This is a genomic window from Dialister sp. (genome assembly GCF_047832375.1).
In the GTDB taxonomy this organism is placed as follows: Bacteria; Bacillota; Negativicutes; order Veillonellales; family Dialisteraceae; genus Dialister.
The window spans coordinates 1391226-1412225 of record NZ_CP181256.1; the positions used below are offsets into that span (position 1 = coordinate 1391226).

The 21000-nt window shown below is 54.7% G+C and carries 14 protein-coding genes; all 14 read right to left on the bottom strand.

The features are described 5' to 3' along the window. Nucleotides 1-237 precede the first annotated feature (237 nt). Nucleotides 238-1173 (bottom strand): tRNA glutamyl-Q(34) synthetase GluQRS, encoded by a 936-nt coding sequence (gene gluQRS, locus ACFWUL_RS05605; protein ID WP_416178054.1) that lies wholly within the window; start codon nt 1171-1173, stop codon nt 238-240. Beyond that, complete coding sequence (locus ACFWUL_RS05610) at nt 1173-4100, bottom strand: insulinase family protein (RefSeq protein WP_416178117.1); 2928 nt, start codon at nt 4098-4100, stop codon at nt 1173-1175. The genes gluQRS and ACFWUL_RS05610 overlap by 1 nt, the downstream gene beginning before the upstream one ends. A gap of 69 nt (nt 4101-4169) precedes the next feature. Further along, nucleotides 4170-5402, bottom strand: coding sequence for an aspartate kinase (locus tag ACFWUL_RS05615; RefSeq protein ID WP_297021319.1), 1233 nt, complete (start codon nt 5400-5402; stop codon nt 4170-4172). A gap of 353 nt (nt 5403-5755) precedes the next feature. Continuing rightward, nucleotides 5756-6310, bottom strand: coding sequence for a cob(I)yrinic acid a,c-diamide adenosyltransferase (gene cobO, locus ACFWUL_RS05620; protein ID WP_416178055.1), 555 nt, complete (start codon nt 6308-6310; stop codon nt 5756-5758). Nucleotides 6311-6549: 239 nt separating this feature from the next. Continuing rightward, the gene (locus ACFWUL_RS05625; protein ID WP_416178056.1) at nt 6550-7923 is read right to left on the bottom strand and encodes a cobyrinate a,c-diamide synthase; all 1374 of its coding nucleotides are present in this window, start codon (nt 7921-7923) and stop codon (nt 6550-6552) included. Nucleotides 7924-7925: 2 nt separating this feature from the next. Beyond that, on the bottom strand, nt 7926-8636 hold the full coding sequence (gene cobI / locus ACFWUL_RS05630; RefSeq protein ID WP_297021328.1) for a precorrin-2 C(20)-methyltransferase: 711 nt from the start codon (nt 8634-8636) through the stop codon (nt 7926-7928). Between the two features lie 328 nt (nt 8637-8964). Further along, nucleotides 8965-10365 carry a DNA repair protein RadA gene (radA, locus tag ACFWUL_RS05635; protein WP_297020047.1) on the bottom strand — a complete coding sequence of 467 codons (1401 nt, stop codon included), beginning with the start codon at nt 10363-10365 and terminating at the stop codon, nt 8965-8967. Between the two features lie 647 nt (nt 10366-11012). Further along, nucleotides 11013-11396, bottom strand: a complete 384-nt coding sequence (locus tag ACFWUL_RS05640) for an endonuclease domain-containing protein (RefSeq protein ID WP_416178057.1) — start codon at nt 11394-11396, stop codon at nt 11013-11015. A 900-nt stretch (nt 11397-12296) separates the two neighbouring features. Beyond that, the gene (locus ACFWUL_RS05645) at nt 12297-14717 is read right to left on the bottom strand and encodes an ATP-dependent Clp protease ATP-binding subunit (protein WP_416178058.1); all 2421 of its coding nucleotides are present in this window, start codon (nt 14715-14717) and stop codon (nt 12297-12299) included. 272 nt (nt 14718-14989) lie between these two features. Beyond that, a complete protein-coding gene (locus ACFWUL_RS05650; RefSeq protein WP_416178059.1) occupies nt 14990-16045 on the bottom strand; it encodes a hypothetical protein in 1056 nt (351 codons plus the stop codon). Further along, nucleotides 16042-16599: a UvrB/UvrC motif-containing protein gene (locus ACFWUL_RS05655; RefSeq protein ID WP_416178060.1), complete on the bottom strand. Its 558-nt coding sequence runs from the start codon at nt 16597-16599 to the stop codon at nt 16042-16044. The genes ACFWUL_RS05650 and ACFWUL_RS05655 overlap by 4 nt, the downstream gene beginning before the upstream one ends. 4 nt (nt 16600-16603) lie before the next feature. After that, on the bottom strand, nt 16604-17134 hold the full coding sequence (locus tag ACFWUL_RS05660; protein WP_416178061.1) for a CtsR family transcriptional regulator: 531 nt from the start codon (nt 17132-17134) through the stop codon (nt 16604-16606). 2086 nt (nt 17135-19220) lie between these two features. Continuing rightward, on the bottom strand, nt 19221-19709 hold the full coding sequence (locus tag ACFWUL_RS05665) for a regulatory protein RecX (RefSeq protein ID WP_416178062.1): 489 nt from the start codon (nt 19707-19709) through the stop codon (nt 19221-19223). Further along, nucleotides 19672-20733 (bottom strand): recombinase RecA, encoded by a 1062-nt coding sequence (recA, locus tag ACFWUL_RS05670; protein ID WP_296096138.1) that lies wholly within the window; start codon nt 20731-20733, stop codon nt 19672-19674. Before recA ends, ACFWUL_RS05665 begins: the two co-directional genes overlap by 38 nt. Nucleotides 20734-21000 lie beyond the last annotated feature (267 nt).

The window sequence follows — 21000 nt, forward strand, 5'->3', positions numbered from 1 at the left end:
CAAAGGGCTGCATTCTGGGGTTTCCTTACACGGCGGTAACTACGTCCTCGATGTTTCTGCCGCAATCCGCTGATGCCCGGTAAGCCCTCAGCCCTTCCTCCACCCACGCAAAAAAGCCGGATATGAATTATCCATATCCGACGTTTTTTTGTAGTACCGGGCCGCAGGCCCTGAAGATCTAGGTCTAGGTCTAGATCTAGATCTTCATCAACTTCCCGGCCGCAGGCCGCTGCCCTATCACAATACAGTAATATGCCTTTCTTTCAGCCCCGTCATTCTTTCAAAGGGGACGGTTTCCGCTTCCCCAAGGCTTACGGGGCCGATGTCTTTCAGGGCACCGGCCCAGTGGAGGAGGAGGCCAATGAGGTCTTCCGGCCTGTATCCGTCCTCCCGGAGTTCTTTGATGGTAATGCCGTGCTGCCGTTTGGAGAGCCTTACCCCTTCCCCGTCTACGAGAAGAGGAAGGTGGCCGTAAACAGGCGCTTTATACCCTAAAGTTTCCATGAGGTACACCTGGTATGCCGTGGATGGCAGGAGGTCATTGCCCCGGAATACGTGGGTGATACCCATGGTGCCGTCGTCGGCGGAGACCGCCAGCTGGTAGGCCACGAGACCATCGGCCCGCCGGATGACGAAGTCGTCTTTTCCCGCGGACAAATGCCTGGTTTCATCGCCGTAGAAGAGGTCGTGGAATGTGACGTTCCCCTCTTCCATCCGTACCCGGAGGCAGGGCTTTTTCGTCATGGATGCCCGTTCTTCTGCCGTCAGATTCCGGCAGTGGCCGTCGTAAATGGGCGTTTCTTCCCCCTCATGGGGCGCGGAGAGAATCTTATGGATCCGGCTCCGGCTGCAGTAACAGGGATAGAGGGCTCCCCTCTTCTCCATGGAGGAAAGGATATCCCCATAGAAACCGTACCGCTCGCTCTGGATGAGGGAGCCGTAGGGATGCTCCTCCCCCGGCATTTCATCAAAGGTAAGTCCCATCCAGTCGAGGTCTTCCAGGATCCCTTCTTCGTATTCCTTCCGGCACCGGTCCCGGTCGATATCTTCCATCCGGAGTACCGTGGCGCCTCCCTGCTGCTTCGTCCACAGCCAGTTGAGGAAGGCGATCCACAGGTTTCCCAGGTGCATGCGGCCCGTGGGGCTCGGGGCAAACCGGGTTCTGACTTTCATCAGTCCGGCATGGAGCGGACGATATCAAAGAGCTTCTTGTCTTCTTTAATCTTGTCTTCGCTGCCCATGACGCAGAGGTAGGGATCTTTCATGACACTCCGTACGAGGGGTGCCAGTTTCCGGATGTCCTCCACCGTGCAGTTGATCGTTTCGTCACGGATCTTCATCCGGGATTCCCGGGTGTTGCCGGAGAGGTAGTGAACCATGGCCCGTTCCCCCTTCATGGACGGGGTGAACTGGATTTCGTCAGCCGCCATGGTGCCGATGACGTACTTTGTCATTTCCCGGTCCGACAGTTCCAGGTGTTCCAGATAATCCGGCAGTTCTTCATAGGCCTGGATCGTCTTTCCCAGGTTCGGGTCCCGGTAGGAGCAGAGGATGGACGTACCGTCCCGCATGAACTGGGTGAAGGCGCCATAGGCACCGCCGAGGACCCGGACCTTCTTCCACAGGTATTCATACCGGAGGATGGTTTCCATTACCCGGAGAGCGCCGGTGTAGGTAAAGCCGTGGTCCTTGAAATTGCCGCCCTTCGCCACATACTGCACCTTGCCGGAAGTGAGGAAAGCTTCGTTCTTATATTTCGGCGGGAAGTGGAAAATATGGGTTTCCTTCTTCTCCCCCTCTGCCATGTCGCCGATGACAAGGGACAGGTTCCGGTTGATTTCCTCTTTTTCTTCCTTTTCGCCTACGGTCTCATAGAAGAGGTTGGCCTTCGTGAAAATCCGGCGGGTCAGGTCAGCCAGCTTCTCTTCCAGGGCCTCGGCGTTCTTGTCGAAGTCCTTTACCAGGTCCGACAGGAAATAGTAGTAGCTCATACCGGACTGTTCTGCAAATTCACCGCCCAGGGAGAAATAGGAGGACAGCCGCGTCATCATGAGGGTATGGCCCCGGGAGAAAGCGCTCATATCCCATTCCGATTTTTCCTGGAGCACCAGTTCCTTCAGCCGCTTCGTGTCGGTGAAGAGGGTGTGGTTCATAATTTCACCCAGAAGGTCCATGAGCTTATCGGCTTTGGAAGTCAGCGCCTTTGCCCGCACCGTAAGAGTGGGCAGGTAGTCCGACGCATCGTCCACTTTGCCGTAAGCGTTAATGGCAAAGCTCATGCCGCCGGTGTAGGCGTTGGAGAGCCGGGCCAGTTCACTGTAGCTGTGCTTCGTGGTGGACAGGCTCCGGAGCAGGGTGGACAGGAGAATGGCATAGGGAATGTCCTCTTCCGTAAGATCCGCCAGTTTGAAATAGAGGTTCACGTAGGAAATACCGTTCGTGTGAACGTCGAAATGGAAGTGCGGGATGCCCTGGACTTCGTCCTTTTCCAGGTTTTCCTCTTCCATGGGCCGTTTCAGGTCCTTCCGGGAAAGGAGGGGAATGGTCTTCAGGGCTTCTTCCGTTTCTCCCGAAGCCTGCCGTTCCTTCAGGGCCTTCGTGGAGGCCATGATTTCATCCAGCTGTTCATCGGAGAGGCTGCTCTTGAAGGAAGCCAGTTTTTCCGCCGTTTTCTTATTCATCTTTTCGGTGAGTCCCTTTTCCGGTTTCATGGTGATGAGTACCTGGTGGGGATTCTTGATGACGTACTTCAGGAGCAGGTTTTCGAAGTAATTTGTCTTCAGGTTCTTCCGAAGTGTATTGATATCGTCGATGTACCGCAGCGCCGCCATGGGGTCCCGGTCGTAGAGCCACATATCCATGGCCCTTACGCCGTAGAACAGTCCCTTCGGACGGCCCTGGTAATCATTTTCCCGGGCTGTGAATTCCGTCCGGTTCAGGGCGGCTTCCAGCATATCCTTGTCGATGCCTTTCAGTGCGATATTCCGGAGGGCACTATCCAGGACATCAGCGAACTGCTGCTGTTTTTCCACTTCCGAACCCGTCACTTCTACGGTCCAGACGGGCTGCTTGTAGCTGTCGCCATAGGCGCCGGACAGGTCGCTGCCGATACCGGCGTCCAGGATGGCCTGCTTCAAAGGAGCCCCGTCCATATCAATGAGCACGTAATTCAGGATACGGAATGCCAGGGATTCCATGGTGGACATGTGGTCATTCATGGCCACGTAGAGGGCATGGATGCCCTTCCCTTCGGTGCTTTCATTTTCCGCAATACCGTAGGGCGCCGTCACCACCACCCTCTTGGCGAAGGGGGACTGGGTCTTCACGGCGGAGTCCACATTTCTCCTGTCAAAGGCAGAGAGGTAATCGTGGTCCATGTAAGCCAGGGTGCTGTCGATATCCATATCGCCGTAGAGGAAAATGTAGCTGTTCGACGGATGGTAGAAACGGCGGTGGAATTCTGTGAATTCACGGAACGACAGGGTCGGAATCACTTCCGGGTCCCCACCGGACTCTACGCCGTAGGTGGTATTGGGGAACAGTTTCTCCATGGCCCGGTCCTCCATGATGGCTTCCGGAGAGGACAGGGCCCCCTTCATTTCGTTGTACACCACGCCATTGTACGTCAGCGGGGCATCCTTATTTTCCAGTTCATAATGCCAGCCCTCCTGCATGAGAATCTGGGGATTCTTCAGGCAGTTCGGATAGAACACCGCATCCAGGTACACGTCCATCAGGTTGTGGAAATCCACATCATTCCGGCTGGCAATGGGATACATGGTCTTATCCGGCCAGGTAATGGCATTCAAAAAGGTATTCAGGGACCCCTTGGCCAGTTCCACGAATGGTTCCTTCAGCGGATATTTCCGGGAACCGCAGAGGGTGGAATGCTCCATGATATGGGGCGTGCCCTTCGAATTATCCGGGGTTGTCCTGAAGCAGATATAAAAAACCTTGTTGTCATCGTCATTATCCAGGTACATGAGCCGGGCGCCGCTCTTTACGTGCTCCATCATGTACACATCGGAATTGACCTCTTCAATATGGGACATGGGGCCCACACGGAATCCGTGGACCAGGTCCCCTTCTTTCCATCTCATCACTTAAAACCTCCATAACGTACGAAAAGCGCAGGCAAAAGACCTGTGCTTTTCGTTTTCTTCTATTCTTTATTCAGCCTTGGCACGGGGAAAAAATTCATCGTGGATTGCCTGCACCGCTTTATCCAGGTCTTTCCGGAGAATCAGGCAGGAAATACTGATTTCAGACGTACTTACGATATCGATATTCACATTGGCTCTGCCCAGGGCGCCGAACATACGGGCAGCCACGCCGGGAGCGCCGAGCATGCCGGCACCCACAACGGAAACCTTGGCCGTGTCATCATCATAGATGACCTCTTCCAGTTTTCCTTCATCCCGCATCTTTTCCAGTACCCGCTTTGCGTCGGGCAGGTCCGTATCTTCGATGGTGAAGATGATATCCGTCTTGTCATCATTGGAATTCCGTACACTCTGTACGATCATATCCACTGCAATATTGTCTTCCGCCAGTGCGGAGAAAACCATGTAAGCCACACCGGGAATATTCCGGAGACCCAGCACCGCAATTCTTGCTGCATGGGCATCTTGGGCTACGCCTCTTACCACTTCATTCTTTCCTTCCATTGTGCACACCTCCCGGATAATGGTTCCTTCGTCATCTGTAAATGTAGACCGAACGTGAATGGGAATATGGTACTTCATCCCCAGTTCCACGCTCCGGGGCTGCATGACACCGGCGCCGAGCCGGGCCATTTCCAGCATTTCCGTATTCGTAATTTCCTTCATCTTGATGCAGCCCTTCACGTGCCTGGGGTCAGCAGAATAAATGCCGTCCACGTCCGTGAAGATTTCGCACATATCCGCATGCATGGCACCTGCCAGGGCCACCGCCGTGGCATCGGAGCCGCCGCGGCCAAGGGTAGCCACGTCGCCGTTGGGCATGAGGCCCTGGAAACCGGCTACAATGACGATTTTTCCTTCTTCCAGTTCCCGGAATACCCTCTCCGGCTTTACATCATCGATCCGGGCCTTGCCATAGGCACCGCCGGCGATGATTCCGGCCTGGGGTCCGGTCAGGGAAATCGCAGGAACCCCGAGCTTCCGGAACGTCATGGCCATGAGGGCAATGGACATCTGCTCCCCCGTGGCCAGAAGCATATCCATTTCCCGTCCATGGTTCACAGAGGATACCTGGGATGCCAGGTCCAGCAGGTCATCGGTGGTATCGCCCATGGCGGATACAACGATGACGATCTTGTCCCCCGGCTTCCGGTCCCGGAGCACACGGTTCGCAATATTCAGCATTTTCTCCGGTGTAGCCACAGAGCTGCCACCGAATTTCTTCACATAAAGTGCCATTTACATCCCTCATTTACTGGGTAAAATTAAACCTACAACTTAGAAAATTTTATCATGCCCACGGTACTATGTAAAGAAGAACGGGACCAAATGGGACACTTTCCAATAGAAATCTCATATTTGATAGAAACGGCTGCGGCCTTTGGCCGGGGCTCTGTCCTGCGGACAAGGCTGTGACTTCGTCAAGGCTAAGGCTGCCGCCTGGGCTTAAGGAAAGGAATTATATAATATTCGCGGTGCTATATAATTTTGTGCGCTCCGCCTCCAGCCCTGGCCGAGGGCCACTGCCATGCCGTCAGGCAGAGCCCTGCCACGCATATCCCCGGCCATAGGCCGGAGCCCGGCGAAGCCCTTTAAAACTCAATTCCCCTTCTCGCTCGGATGCCTTTCTGGAAAGCGTGCTTTATGAGGGTCATTTCTGTTACCGTATCCGCCAGGTCGATGAGTTCCTGCGGCGCATAGCGGCCGGTGAGGATCATATTGAGCCGGGAAGGCCTGGCCTTGATGAGGTCTGCCACCTCTGAGGTGTCCAGCATGCCAAAGTGGATGGCATAATTCACCTCATCCAGCACTACCAGGTCCCAGCGGTCACTCATGACCTCTTCCTTCACCATGTCCCAGGCCTTCCGGGCCAGCTCCTTCTTTTCCGCCAGCCGCTCTTCGTTGTCCGGGTCCTTCTTATTGTGAAACACAAAGCCATCCCCCATGGGGCGGATTTCAATGCGTCCATCCGCTTTGCCCAGGGTTTCGATGGCCTTGAGCTCTCCGTACTTCCAGGCGCCCTTGATAAACTGGAGAATCAGCACCCGCTGCCCGTCTCCCCAGGCCCGGACCGCCGTTCCCAGAGCCGCCGTAGTTTTCCCTTTTCCCGTTCCCGTGTTGATGAGAACAAGGCCTTTCTGTTCCATAGTATTCTCCTCGTAGCTATGTATAAATGAAATGACCAATGGTGTGAATAGACTGAGAATGAGGAGTGAGGAATGAGGAATGAGGAATGAGGAATGGTTGTGTGCCGCATCAAGATTTTAAAGCGGCACAAATGATGTATCCAGCGGCAAAGCCGCAAATTACATACTTTGCGGCGCTCTAATATTTATGCGCCGCACCACCATTCCTAATTCCTAATTCCTAATTTTCACGAATTCAGTTATCTTCCATTTTTCTTATACTTTTCACAAGCCGCCATGAACTTTTCTGCTGCCTTTGGGTTGCCTTCGAAGGACAGGTGGAGATAACTGGCAAGGACATTGTCCTTTGCATACCCCTCTTCGTGTCCCCTGGGCTGCCTTGTACCCTGGAGGCTGTAGGCCCAGGGGAAGTCATCTCCGCAGCGAAGGGTGGAGAAGTGGAATTCATGGCCCTTCAAAGTATCCCCTTCATCGGCAATGATGCTCTTCCGGAGGGCTTTTCCCGTGACATAGCCTACCCGCTGCAGTTTCTTCTGCATTTCGCAGATGCCCGGTACCAGGCCTGCCATGTCGTAACTGTCACCATCAAAGCCCTGGATTTTTTCACAGAGGTACATGAGCCCCCCGCATTCCGCGTAAATGGGCATGCCTTCCGCAGCCGCTTTCCGGATGGAATCCTTCATTTCTTTGTTGTCTTCCAGTTCGTGGAGGAACATTTCCGGAAATCCGCCGCCGAAAATGAGGCCGTCCACGTCCGGGACAGCTCTGTCCCGGAGCGGGCTGAAGGGCACCAGCTCTGCCCCCAGTTTTTCCAGGTAATGGAGGCTGGCGGGGTAATAGAAGGAAAAGGCTTCATCCTTCGCCACGCCGATGCGCACCCTGGTTTCCGGTGCCTTTTCCTCTTCCTCCTCCACCATGAGGGGCGCTGCACTTCTGGCAATGGACAGAAGTTTTTCCGTATCCACCCATTTTCCTGCGTCTTCCCCCATATGGCGGATAAGGTCTGCCGTTTCGATTTCCGTCACCGGCGTGAGGCCCAGGTGCCGTTCCGGCGTCTTCAGCCCGTCGTCCCGGTGGAAAGCTCCCAGCACGGGCATATGGATTTTCTCCATCACTTCCCGCACCATGGCTTCGTGACGGTCAGACCCCAGGCGGTTCAGGATGACCCCGGCAATGTGGGTGTCCTTATCGTATTCACGGAAACCCAGGGCCGTGGCGGCGATGCTGTATCCCACGGACTTGCAGTCCAGCACCAGCACCACCGGCGCGCCAAGACGTTTGGCGATATCGGCGGTGGAAGAAACGCCATTGGCACCGCCGTCGTAGAGGCCCATGACCCCCTCGATAATGGAAATGTCGGCATTCCTGGAAAGGTAGCTGAAATTGGCGGGCAGCCGGTCCGCCGGCGTCATCCAGGTATCCAGGTTATAGGAATGACGGCCCGCCGCCTTTTCATGAAATCCCGGATCAATATAGTCCGGCCCCACTTTGAAAGGCTGGACCTTCAGTCCCTTCGAATGGAACCAGGCCAGAAGGCCCGTGACAATCGTTGTTTTACCTACACCGCTGTTGGTGCCCGCAATGACGATGCGGGGACGGATGAGGCCTGCCATGGTTATTCATCTCTCTTCGCAATAATCGTACTGAGGTAGTTCGGTTTATAGTCTGCCGGAAGGCTGTCCAGGTCCCTCTGGATGATTTCATCCGGAAGCCCGGCCCGGGAAACCATGACGGCCCGCTTGATCATATGGTGCTTGCGGAGTTCTTCCTGTACGAAGGCGAAGCTCTTGTATACCTTCATGATTACCGCATTATCCGAAGCCGCCAGGGCCTTGTCGAACTTTTCATGGTCCGCGGTGGCTGGAATGATGAGCACATTTTCCTCCCATTCCGTCACCGGCATGCCGATGTAGGACGCAATGCCCAGGAACGCCGGAATGCCGGGGATGGTCTCCACTTCGTAGTCCGGGGAATCCCTGAATTCATTGAAAATATACATGTAGGTGCTGTAAAGCATGGGGTCCCCCAGGGTGAGGAACACCAGGTTCTTCCCTTCATCCAGTTTCTCCTGGATAATCTTCCTGTTTTCCACCCACTGCTTCTTCACGGCGTCCATGTCGTTATTCATCTGGAACACCATGGGAAGGAGTGCGGTGCCTTCCGGAATATAGGGCTTTGCAATGTTGAAAGCCACGGAGCCCTCTTTCTTCTCCGTCTTCGGCGTAATGATCATATCCGCATTCCGGATAGCCTCCACCGCTTTGACGGTCAAAAGCTTGGAATCCCCCGGTCCCACGCCGATGCCATATAATTTTCCCTTTTTCATGATGAAACCTCCTCAAAATTGTGATTTTATAGAATTTATCCATGCTTCCTTAGAAATCAGAAAGCAAACGATTACTCATCTATTTTAACATGACTCGCAGTATATGGCGAATCGGTGGTATGAGGTCGAGATTGATATTGATATTAAGACTAACAGCCGCTCCGCGGCAAATACCGGTCAGCTGTAAGCGGATAGCGGTAAGCCAAATACAAACTCCGCGCCGCTCTTCATTCTGACGCGGCGCACCACCACTCCTCACTCCTCATTCCTAACTCCTAATTTTCAGGACCTCCGGCCCTATCCAACAATTTCGATTCACTCCTCAATCTCACCGTATATACTCAATGGCATCCTTCAGGTGTTTCACGAAGACCATGGAGTCCAGGAGTCCCGAGAGGCCATTGCTTTTGCAGAAGTCCGTGACCTCTTCTTTGTTTCCTTCGGGCAGGAGGAAACGGGTAAATTTCATTTTCACCGCTTCCTTCAGTCTGGGGCCGATCTTGGAGACCGGCATGATTTCTCCGGTGAGGCCGATTTCCCCAAGGGCCATGAGGCCGCCGGGGATGGGGATGTCCTTTTTTACGGACACCAGGGCCAGGGCGATGCCCAGGTCCGCCGCCGTTTCCTTCACCCGGAAGCCACCTGCCACGTTCAGGTACACGTCGTCTGAAGAAAAGGGAATGCGCACCCTCTTTTCCAGCACCGCCAGCAGGATAATCATCCGGTTATAGTCATAGCCGGCGGCAATGCGCCTGGGGATGGCGAGCACCGAATGGACCGTGAGGGCCTGAATTTCCACCAGCACCGGCCGGAGGCCCTCCATACAGGCCACCACCATGGACCCCGGCGCTGATTCCGAACGGTTCCGGAGAAGGTACTTCGACGGGTCCTCGATACCCTTGAGGCCGCTGCCTTCCATGACGAAGAGTCCCGACTCCGAGGTAGAACCGAAGCGGTTCTTCACGGTCCGAAGGACCCGGAACTGGTAGCTCCGGTCCCCTTCCAAATAGAACACCACGTCCACCATGTGCTCCAGGATTCGCGGGCCCGCCAGGTTTCCTTCCTTCGTCACGTGGCCGATGATCATGACGGAAATATTCATTTTCTTCGCGAACCGCACGAGAGCCGATGTGCAGTCCCGGATCTGGGCAGGGCTCCCCATGGGAGAGTCTACGCCGGAAATATACATGGTCTGGATGGAGTCGATCACCAGCATGGCGGGCTTGATGGTCTCCGCTTCCTTGATGATGCTGTCGATGCTGCTGCCGGCGTAGATGTAGCAGTTCTCGTCATTCACATGGAGCCGCTCTGCCCGGAGTTTCACCTGGATTTCCGACTCCTCCCCGCTGCAGTAGAGCACAGAATTCCCCTGGGACGCCATGGCGTGGCAGATCTGGAGAATAAGGGTGGACTTGCCGATGCCCGGCTCCCCGCCCCAGAGAATGACGGACCCCGGCACAATACCGCCGCCCAGGGGCCGGTCCACTTCCTTCATGTGGAGAAGGATGCGCTTGTCCCCGTTGTAGTGGATGGAAGACAGCTTCTGGGGCTTTGCGGGAGTAAGGATATCGTCTTTCAGGCCCAGGGACAGGCTCTTCGGCGCCGGCGCCTCCACCTGCTCCTCCAGGGTATTCCACTCCCCGCACTGGGGACAGCGGCCCATCCATTTCAACGTCTCCGCCCCGCAGTTAGAGCAGACGAATTTGGTTTTTACTTTATTGGCACTCATTGGGGTATCTCCTTTTGAGAATATAGTCAGTCAGGATGTATAAGGCAGTCTAAAGTGACTGAGGGGTCATGCCCTGCGGGCAAGGTGGCTCAGGTGGCTGAGGGGAAGGTGCGGCGCACAAAGTAATATAGCGCCGCGTTTTTTTATTTCTAACCTCCCCCATCTATGGGGGAGGTGCCCAAAGGGAGGAGGGGGCTCCCGCTGAAGTTGCTCACATCGTCTTCTACCATTACTCCAGCCACCTTCGGTGGCCACCCCTCCACCGCTAACGCGGTCCCCCTCCCCTCTAAAGAGGGGAGGTTGGGATGCTGGCTTTACCTCCCCCATCTATGGGGGGGAGGTGGCGAGCGCAGCGAGACGGAGGGGGTTCTCGCTGAAGTTGCTCCCACCGTTTTCTGCTATTACTCCAGCCGCTTCGCGGCCACCTTTCCACCCGTGGGGAAGCGTGTCACTGGATTCTCAGTCGTCTGCGGCTCCCTACAGCACGGCTATCAGCGACTCACAACAATTTGCGCGTCGCTTCGCTCCTCCAAATTGTGTTCGCTGCTGTGACTCCAGTTCCCTTGCCACCGCAAGCGGTCCCCCCTCCCTCTGAAGAGGGAGGGTTAAAGTTGGATTACCGCTGTAGCTGCTTTGCAGGTATTCCCTTATTTACTCCTTTTCCAAATAAGCTCTTTCACTATACGATCAATGTCTTCACAGACTTCTCCGAACTGTTTACGTACCAGCCCATCGTAATATCGAATCACGGTGATGTGATAGGACTCCAGAAATGCGGTTCTTTCCCTGTCATAGGCAGCGTCCTCTTCGTTGTAATGCTGTTTTCCATCCAGCTCTATGACAAGCCGGATGGTGGGGCAGTAAAAATCACAGATATAATGACCGATAACTTTCTGCCTGTAAAACTTAATAGGATAAGTCCTTAAATACTGATACCACAGCTTCTTCTCTTCAGGGGTCATATTTTTTCGAAGCTCTTTGGCAAGTTTCACCAAAGATTGGTTTTTGGGCACACGGAAGCGGTTATCCATAGTCTATGCTCCTGATTGGATAAAATGGAAATATGACATTAAATAAAGAGGAATTGATGATAGCTGTCTCCAACCTCCCCCATCCATAGGCGAGGTATCCGCAGGGCGGAGTGGGCTCTCGCTGAAGTCGCTCCCACCGTCTTCTGCTAATATCAAGCCGCTCCGCGGCCACCCACCCACCGCAAGCGGTCCCCCCTCCCTCTAAAGAGGGAGGGTTGTCGGGTGTTTGGTTCTACCTCCCCCATCTATGGGGGAGGTGCCCGCAGGGCGGAGGGGGCTCCCGCTGAAGTTGCTCTTACCGTTTTCTACTATTACCCCTCAGCCACCTTCGGTGGCCCCCCCTCCACCGCTAACGCGGTCCCCCTCCCCTCTAAAGAGGGGAGGTTGGGGTGTTGGCTTAACCTCCCCATCTATGGGGGAGGTGGCGAGCGAAGCGAGACGGAGGGGGTTCCCGCTGAAGTCGCTCCTTACCGTCTTGTGCTAATACCTCAGCCGCTCTGCGGCCACCCTTCCACCGCTAACGCGGTCCCCCTCCCCTCTAAAGAGGGGAGGTTGGGGTGTTGGTTTAACCTCCCCCATCTATGGGGGAGGTGGCGAGCGAAGCGAGACGGAGGGGGTTCCCGCTGAAGCAGCTCCTGCTGTCTTCTGCTATTACTCCAGCCGCTTCGCGGCCACCCACCCACCAACCCTCCCTCTAAAGAGGGAGGGTTGGTGGGTGTCTGATATAACTTCCCCCATCTATGAGGAAGGTTGGAGGTTCTGCGGCATCGCCGCCGGATACATATTCTGCGGTGCTATATAATCTGTGCGCCGCACCATCCCTGGCTGCAGCCCTTACCCATATAAAAAATGGACACAGGAATCTGATTCCTGTGTCCATTATATCATTCTACGCCTTGATTATTCGGCTTTGAATGTGAGTTTATCCTTGTCGTCCTTGCCGACGTGGAGGACTTTCTTGTCCTTCAGGCCGCCCTGGAGGATGATTTCGGAAATCGGGTCTTCCAGTTCTTTCTGGATGGTCCTCTTCAGGGGACGAGCACCGTATTCCACGTCCGTGCCGTCTTTGATGATGATCTTCTTTGCATCATCGGAGACGTCCAGGGTCACATGGAAGTGAGCCAGTTTGCCTTCTACTTTCTTCAGCATGAGGTTGACGATTTCGGAGAGGTTTTCCGGAGTGAGCGGATGGAATACTACGATTTCATCGATACGGTTGATGAATTCAGGACGGAAGGTCCGTTTCACCTGGTCCATGATCATCTTCTTGATGTCTTCGAAGGTATCCTTCTTCTCTTCTTTTTCGTCGCCGGAGTTGAAGCCCAGCTGTTTCATCTGGCCTTCGATGAAGTTGGAGCCCAGGTTACTGGTCATGATGATGACGCAGTTCGTGAAGTCCACGGTCCGGCCCTGGCCATCGGTCAGGCGGCCGTCGTCCAGTACCTGGAGCAGGATGTTGAAGAAGTCCATATGGGCTTTTTCCACTTCATCGAAGAGGATGACGCTGTACGGATTGCGGCGAACCGCATCGGTGAGCTGGCCGCCTTCTTCATAGCCCACGTATCCTGGGGGCGCACCGACGAGACGGGAGACTTCGTGTTTCTCCATGTATTCGGACATATCGAAACGGATCATGTTCTTCTCGCTGCCGAACATACATTCAGCAAGGGCACGGGCCAGTTCGGTCTTGCCCACACCGGTGGAGCCAAGGAAGAGGAAGGAGCCGATCGGACGTTTCGGGTCTTTCATGCCCGCCCTTGCCCGGCGGATAGCGGTAGCCACCGCATGGACAGCTTCATCCTGGCCGATGACCCTCTTATGGAGTTCATCTTCCAGATGGAGCAGCCGTTCAGCATCGCTCTTCTTCAGGTTTTCCACGGGCACGCCGGTCCATTTGGAAACCACTTCTGCCACATCTTCTGCGGTCACCTGCAGATGGTCATGGTCTCCGCCCTTCCAGTCTTTCTTCAGGGCATCGATTTCGGTCTGCAGTTTCTTAGCCTGGTCACGATATACGGCTGCTTTTTCAAAGTCCTGGGAAGAAACGGCGGCTTCCTTTTCTTTATTGATGGATTCCAGCTGTTCCTCTTTCTTCTTCAGTCCTTCCGGAGTGGAAGAAGCTTCCATGCGGACTTTGGCAGCGGCTTCATCGATGACATCGATGGCTTTATCCGGCTGGAAACGGTCGGTAATGTAACGGCCGGACAGTTCCACGGCTGCCTTCAGGGCTTCATCGGTGATCTTTGCCTTATGGAAGGCTTCGTACCGATCCAGGAGGCCCTTCAGAATTTCCAGGGTATCCTTCGGTGTCGGTTCACCCACTTTGACCGGCTGGAAACGACGTTCCAGGGCTGCATCTTTTTCAATATATTTCTTGTATTCCTTGAGGGTGGTAGCACCGATGCAGCGGAGTTCGCCACGGGCAAGAGCCGGTTTCATGATGTTGGCTGCATCCATGGAGCCTTCACTGGAACCTGCGCCTACGAGGGTGTGCAGTTCATCGATGAAGAGGATCCAGTCCGGATGTTTCTTTACTTCATCAATCACCTTTTTCAGCCGTTCCTCGAATTCCCCTCTGTACTTGGTGCCTGCTACTACGGAGGACATATTCAGGGAAATAATGTGGCAGTTTTTCAGGATTTCCGGCACATCGTTATTTACGATCCGCTGTGCCAGGCCTTCGGCGATGGCGGTCTTACCTACGCCCGGTTCACCGATGAGGACCGGGTTGTTCTTGTTCCGACGGGACAGGATCTGGATGACCCGGTTGATTTCATCGTTTCTGCCGATGACGGGGTCAATCTTGCCCTGTTTGGCCTTTTCATTCAGGTCCACTGCGAAGCCGCCCAGGTCTCCCAGTTCAGCGGAAGTGCTCTGGCCATTATTGTCTTCGGAAACGAATTTTTCGAAGGCCTTTTCCAGTTTATCCTCGGTGACACCGAAGTTTTCCAGGATCTGGACAGCCAGGCCGCCCCCTTCTTTCAGGATGGCCAGGAGCAGGTGTTCCGTGCCAACGTAGGAATTGCCAAGTTCATTGGCTTCTTCCACAGCCATCTGCAGCACCCGTTTCGTCCGCGGTGCCACATACACTTCATCGCCGCTGCTGAAGATGGACCGGCTGCCGGCCTGGGACAGCATGTTTTCCACGGCTTCCACAGTGACGCCGAGGGAATTCAGGATCTTGCCGCCGGCGGTGTCTTTTTCATGGGCAATGCCCAGAAGAAGATGTTCCGTGCCTACGTAATCACTGCCCAGTTTGACAGCTTCCTGTGCGGCAAATTTCCAGGCGTTTTTCACGCCATCAGTAAATCTGTCTTCCATAGTAACTCCTCCTTTTGTTTAGAGTCTTTATATCAATGTTCTGCATATCTGAATTTCATGAGACCGATAATCGGCGGGTTGCGTCCGGAATCACCGGAGTGGGAGCTTCTAGCTTCCAGCTGCTGGCTGTTAGGAAAACTCACCAGCCTGCGGCGCTCCCACCGGATCGCCCCGGCTGCTTGTCATGCCGTAGGCGGACCAGCTTTCCTAGCTGCTAGAAGCTAGCGGCTAGCAGCCCCCGCCCCATTGGGCCACCTCATAACCGCTTTGTCTCACAACCCCTTCAGCGCATCCCGGAGAAGGGCGCTGCGCCACATTTCCATATCCTCCTCGCCGCCATCGGCGGAATGGGTAATTTCCGCCACCTGGCTGTCGGGGATGAGGGAATAGAGACGGTAGAACAGAAGTCCATCTTCATCGGGAATCATATCCGCATTGATACCCATGCGGATGAGACCCGTGAGATACAGGGCCTCTTCCTTTCCGATGCGCCTTGCGTATTTCAGGGTTCCCACGGCCCGCCAGATCTTATCCCGCAGCACATCCGCGGAGCTTTCGAAGGTCTCTTTCCAGAGCTTCTTCTCTTCTTCGCTGATTATCTGGAGGATCTTATCCAGTTCGGACACGTAGTCCATTTCCCTGATGCCCAGGGACCTTGTATTTTCTATACGATAATAGGGATACCGGCTGTCCGCCCTCCCTGTAACCGGTGTGAGATGGAAGCCCCGAAGCTCCAGGAACTCCGCCAGCTCCCCGATCCGTCCGTGGACCGTAAAGCCCGGCAGGAAGAGGAGGGACACCATCTTCAGCCCCGTCCCCGTATACTGGGGAGAGGCAGTGAGGTATCCGAATTCCCGGTCAAAGGCGTAGTCCAGGATGCCCGCACTTTCATCGGCCAGCCGGGACGCCCGTTTCCAGAGGCTGTACACCGTATTGCCACCGGAGAATCCCAGGTACGCCAGGTGGTCCTTCACATTGGTCCGCACCGCCAGGCTTCCGTCTTCATTGACGTAAAGCCTCGTATCGTCGTCCAGGGTTTCATCGTCCTCCGGGAGAAATCCCTTCTCCGCCAGGATTTCCTTTTCCTTCGGCTCCAGGGCCTTCAGGGAATAGGGAATGAAGGGACCGTAGCCGTGGTCATTGAGCGACTGTACCGCTTCATCCGCCAGGCGGGAGGACTTCTTCCTTTCCTCCCCCGTGAGACGGGAGGGAAAATGGATGCCCTTCACATTCCGGAAGAGGGCGATTCTCGAGAAGAGGACCGGGTCTTCCTTTGTGATCTGGGCCCACCGGGGAAGATCATTCTCCAGTATTTCATCCAAAGTCATTTGGAACTGCCTCCTTTATCAGAGCCTTTGTTTTCCAGTTTATGAATTTCATCTCTCACTTTGGCGGCCTCTTCGTAATTTTCATCGGCCACCAGTTTACTCAGTTTATCGCGAAGTTCCTTGAGCTCCGGAGATTCCTCCTGCGCTTTCTCCTTCCTGTCTTCCGCCGGTTTCGGGGCGTCGCCGCTGTACCGGTGGGCACCCTGCATGTGCTGGAAGGCGGGACGGAGTTTTTCGCGGAACGCTTCATAGCATCCCGGGCAGCCCAGGAGACCGTCTTTCTTGAAATCTTCGTACTTCTTCCCGCATTCCGGGCAGGACAGACTTTCAATGGTGGTCCGGGCCGGGCGGAACAGGGAATTCATGAATCCATCATTAAAGAAGGAATCGAAGCTGTTACGGAACAGGTCGTGTCCGAAGAACCCCATGGAATCATTCATGAGATTTTCCTTGGCTGCACATTCCCGGCACAGGTGCCGTTCCGTTCTATGTCCATTAATGATCTGTGTCACATGGACCACTGCTTCTCTTCCATGGCAACGATCACAAAGCATATTTTCAATCTCCTTTCAATACCCACTCCACACGGTGAATCAATGTCTTCGCCGCTTCCCGTCTGTGGCTTTCGGGACAATACTCCAGCATGGTGTGGGTCATTGCACAAATCAATCGATATTCCTGGCCGGAAATGAGTTCGTAATCCACCAGCATGCGGTAGTACCCGTCGAGACCATTCTCGATGGTCTCGATACTGTTCGGGTTCGGTGTATCCTCACGCTTACGGCTGCTGCCGGTATTGGCATCGTTCCTCTTTCCGGTAGTCCGGGAAGGCTGGGGAATCTTCCTTCCCGGCGGCGGGTTCGTACGGAGGGAAATCTTGATGTATCCCCCGCTGCCCCTTCGGGACTCCACCACGAAACGGTCATCCGAAGAAAATCGGGTATTGATGACGTAAGTCACCTGGGACGGCGCACATTCTAACAGGTCCGCCACGTCCTTCCGCTTCAGCATCACCTGGTCTCCGGAATCCTTATCCAATAGTTCCAGGATAAATTTCTCTATCCGATCCGATAGCATTGTATTGTTCATTTGGTACTCACCGCTTTCTGTGATTCACTGGGAACGATGGGAGCTAAACCAGCCACTAGCCACTAGCCACTAGCCACTAGCCACTAGCCACTAGCCACTCCATTCATCCTTCTCTCTCAACTTGCAAATATATTATAGTGCCTTAATGTCAAATAGTCAATAGGTAAAATCAAAAAATTTTACTTTTTCTTTTTCCCTGTTTCCAGATGGTATATTCAGCATAACTACTGCGTTTTTAGGGATTTATTCCCATTAGGCGCGCAAAAAAATCTGTATTTTCTTTTCGGAAAAGTACAGATCTTTGATTTTACTTTTTTGACTTTTACTTTACAGGGAAAGGAGAGAGTTGAGATTTGAGAGTTGAGAGTTGAGAGTTGAGGTCCAGCGGCTGGCGCCGCGGAAATTCCGCCTGCGGCACACCCATCCGCTAACCTCCGTCTGCTTCGCAGCCACCTCCTTCCCGAGGAAAGAGGCTGCTCATCAGCAGTTTCACTGCACCATTTGACTCTTTCTATTCCCCGTCATCTCGAGCGGTGGAAGTATGCCAAATGAACCTACCTTTAAAAATCGCTACAGCTACGAGGAGTCGAGAGATCTCTCTGGTGAGTGACTGTGACGGGGTTTTCAAAAACAGAGTTGAGGAAAGAGAGTTGGGAGTTTAGGCTCCGCGGCTTCGCCGCAGACCCATCAGAATCCCTCTGTCACTTCGTGACATCCCCCTTTGGAAAAGGGAGACTAACCATTAGCGGCTTTCGCCGCAAATGCACCCCCTTGCCCGCTTCGCGGGACTTCCCCCGAAGGGGGAAGCAAGTTCTAAGCCTGCGGCGCTCCCAACAGCTAACCTCCGTCGCCTGGCGGCGCCACCGCCGGGCCCTGAAAGGAAGGCGCCTTAATGTGCAGTAAAGGCGCCAACTTGGGCCCGGCTCGAAGGTCCTCTGCAGGACCTTCGCCTTCCAAGGAAGGAGGCTGCCCATCAGCAGTTTCACTGCACCATTTGACTCTTTCTCTTCCCCGTCATCTCGAGCGGAGGAAGTATGCCAAATGACCCTACAGGTAAAAATCGCTACAGCTTCGATGAGTCGAGATCTCTCTGGTGAGTGACTGTGACGGGGGCAAAAATAGATTTGAGATTTGAGAGTTGAGAGTTGAGGTCAAGCGGCTTCGCCGCAGACCCATCAGAATCCCTCTGTCTGCTGCGCAGACATCTCCCTTTGGAAAAGGGAGACTAACCATTAGCGGCTTCGCCGCAAATGCACCCCCTTGCCCGCTTCGCGGGACTTCCCCCGAAGGGGGAAGCAAGTTCTAAGCCTGCGGCGCTTCCATAAGCTAACCTCCGTCGCCTGGCGGCGCCACCGCCGGGCCCTGAAAGGAAGGCGTCTTATTGTGCAGTATAGACGCCAACTTGGGCCCGGCTCGAAGGTCCTATGCAGGACCTTCGCCTTCCAAGGAAGGAGGCTGCCCATCAGTAATTTCACCGCACCATCTGACTCTTACTCTTCCCCGTCATCTCGAGCGGAGGAAGCATGCCATATGACCCTACAGGTAAAAATCGCTACAGCTACGATGAGTCGAGAGATCTCTCAGGTAGATGACTGTGTCGGGGATTCAAGAAATTGAGATTTGAGTGAAGAGACTTCAGGTCCAGCGGCTTCGCCGCAACCCCATCAGAATCCCTCTGTCACTTCGTGACATCCCCCTTTGAGAAAGGGGGACTGCCCATAGGCGGCTGGCGCCGCAATATTCCGCCTGCGGCGCACCCATTAGCTAACCTCCGTCAAGTAAGATTGAGATCGAGACCGAGATCGAGATCTGCAGCGGCTTCGCCGCCGATGGGTCCCTGACGACTCTACCCTCAAAACGGACAATTGACTCTGCTGCCCACGGGGCTGGGGTTAGCTGATGGACACTGATTTGCCGCAGGCGGACCCTCTATCGTCTATCTTCTCTCATCTATCGTCTAACAGCCGGACCGCAGCCCATCCAATGTATCCAGGTACCCACCGCAAAGCGGCTGGGGCAATAGAAAAGGCGGCGCCACCAATTGGTGCGCCGCCATTTGTACTCTGGCTGCAGCCTTTACAATACTTCACATTTCATCCTCAAAATCCCGATCCCTCACATCCAGTTCTGTAAGGGCATGCCGTACAGCACTTGACGAGAAGCCCCTTCGCAGGAGGAAGGACGCTGCCTTTCGGTAGTTTGTGAGGATGGAAGGCACGATTTTCGATTTCATGGTGAGGAGGGAAAGGGCGTTGTCCCTTTCCTCCTCGTCCGGGATATGCCAGGGGCAGGGCAGGCCCCGGTCCTTCATTTTCAGGTGGATATAGGTATCCCCGTAGCAGCGGCGGACCCGGAAGGAGCGGAATACGTCTTCCGCCAGGCTTTCGTCGTTCACGTAGCCGTAGTACTTCAGTTTTTCCACGGTCTTTTCGATGTCCCCTGCCCCGTATTCCCGGTCCTTCAGTTTCTTCCGGAGCTCCGCTTCGCTCTGGCCCCGGTACTGGAGGAGATGGAGAGCCGCCTCGTAGCAGGTGCGGTTACTTTTCTTTTTCGTCCTGTTCGGATAAGACGCCATCTTCGAAATGATCCGGTTCTACAACGAGGGTATCCCTGATGATCTTGTCGATTTCCGCTGCCACATCGGGATGTTCCTTCAGGTATTTCTTAGCCGCTTCCCTGCCCTGGCTGATGCGGTTGCCCTTGTAGGAGTACCAGGCGCCGCTCTTCTGGATGATGTCCATGTTCACGGCGATGTCCAGGAGGGTGCCTTCCTTGGAAATCCCTTCGCCGTACATGATATCAAATTCTGCCACTTTGAAAGGCGGTGCCACCTTGTTCTTGACCACCTTCGCCCGGGTGCGGTTGCCGATGACTTCGGTGCCGTTCTTGATGGCCTCGGCCCGGCGGATTTCGATACGCATGGAAGCGTAGAATTTCAATGCCCGGCCGCCGGTGGTGGTTTCGGGGTTGCCGAACATGACCCCCACTTTTTCACGGATCTGGTTGATGAAAATGACGATGGTCCTGGATTTGCTGATAATCCCTGTCAGTTTCCGGAGGGCCTTACTCATGAGCCTTGCCTGGAGGCCTACGGACTGGTCGCTGATGTCCCCTTCGATTTCCTGCTTCGGAACGAGGGCGGCCACGGAGTCGATGACCACGATATCCACGGCACCGCTGCGGACGAGGGATTCGCAGATGGACAGGGCCTGTTCGCCGCTGTCCGGCTGGGAAATGAGAAGGTCCTTCGTATCTACGCCCAGGTTATGGGCATACATGGGATCCAGGGCATGTTCTGCATCGATGAAGGCCGCCACGCCTCCCAGCTTCTGGGCTTCCGCGATAGCATGGAGAGCCAGGGTGGTCTTGCCGGAAGATTCAGGTCCGTAAATTTCAATGACCCGGCCCCGGGGGTAGCCACCTACGCCCACGGCAATATCCAATGCCAGGGACCCCGTGGGGATGACGTCAATGTCCAGCTTATCCCCCATGTCTCCGAGCCGCATAATGGAACCGGCCCCAAATTCCCTGGTAATCTGGTGCATGGCACTTTCCAGGGCCTTCTTCTTTTCCGGGCTTAAATCTTTTTGGTTAGCCATCTGAATCCTCCTTGTTTGAATGTGTGTATATGTGTATATGTGAAATATGAGTTAATACCAAATTATATGTAAGATCGAGATCGAGGTCGAGGTCGAGGTCGAGGGCATCGGCCGCTTCGCGGCGGTGTCCTGTGGCTGGGCAGCGTGCAATCCTGCGGGGGCTTCTAGCTTCTGGCTGCTAGCTTCTAGGAAAGCTGATTCGCCTGCGGCGCTTCCATCGGAATTTCAGCGCTGCCCACGGGACTGGAGTTAACTGATGGGAACTGA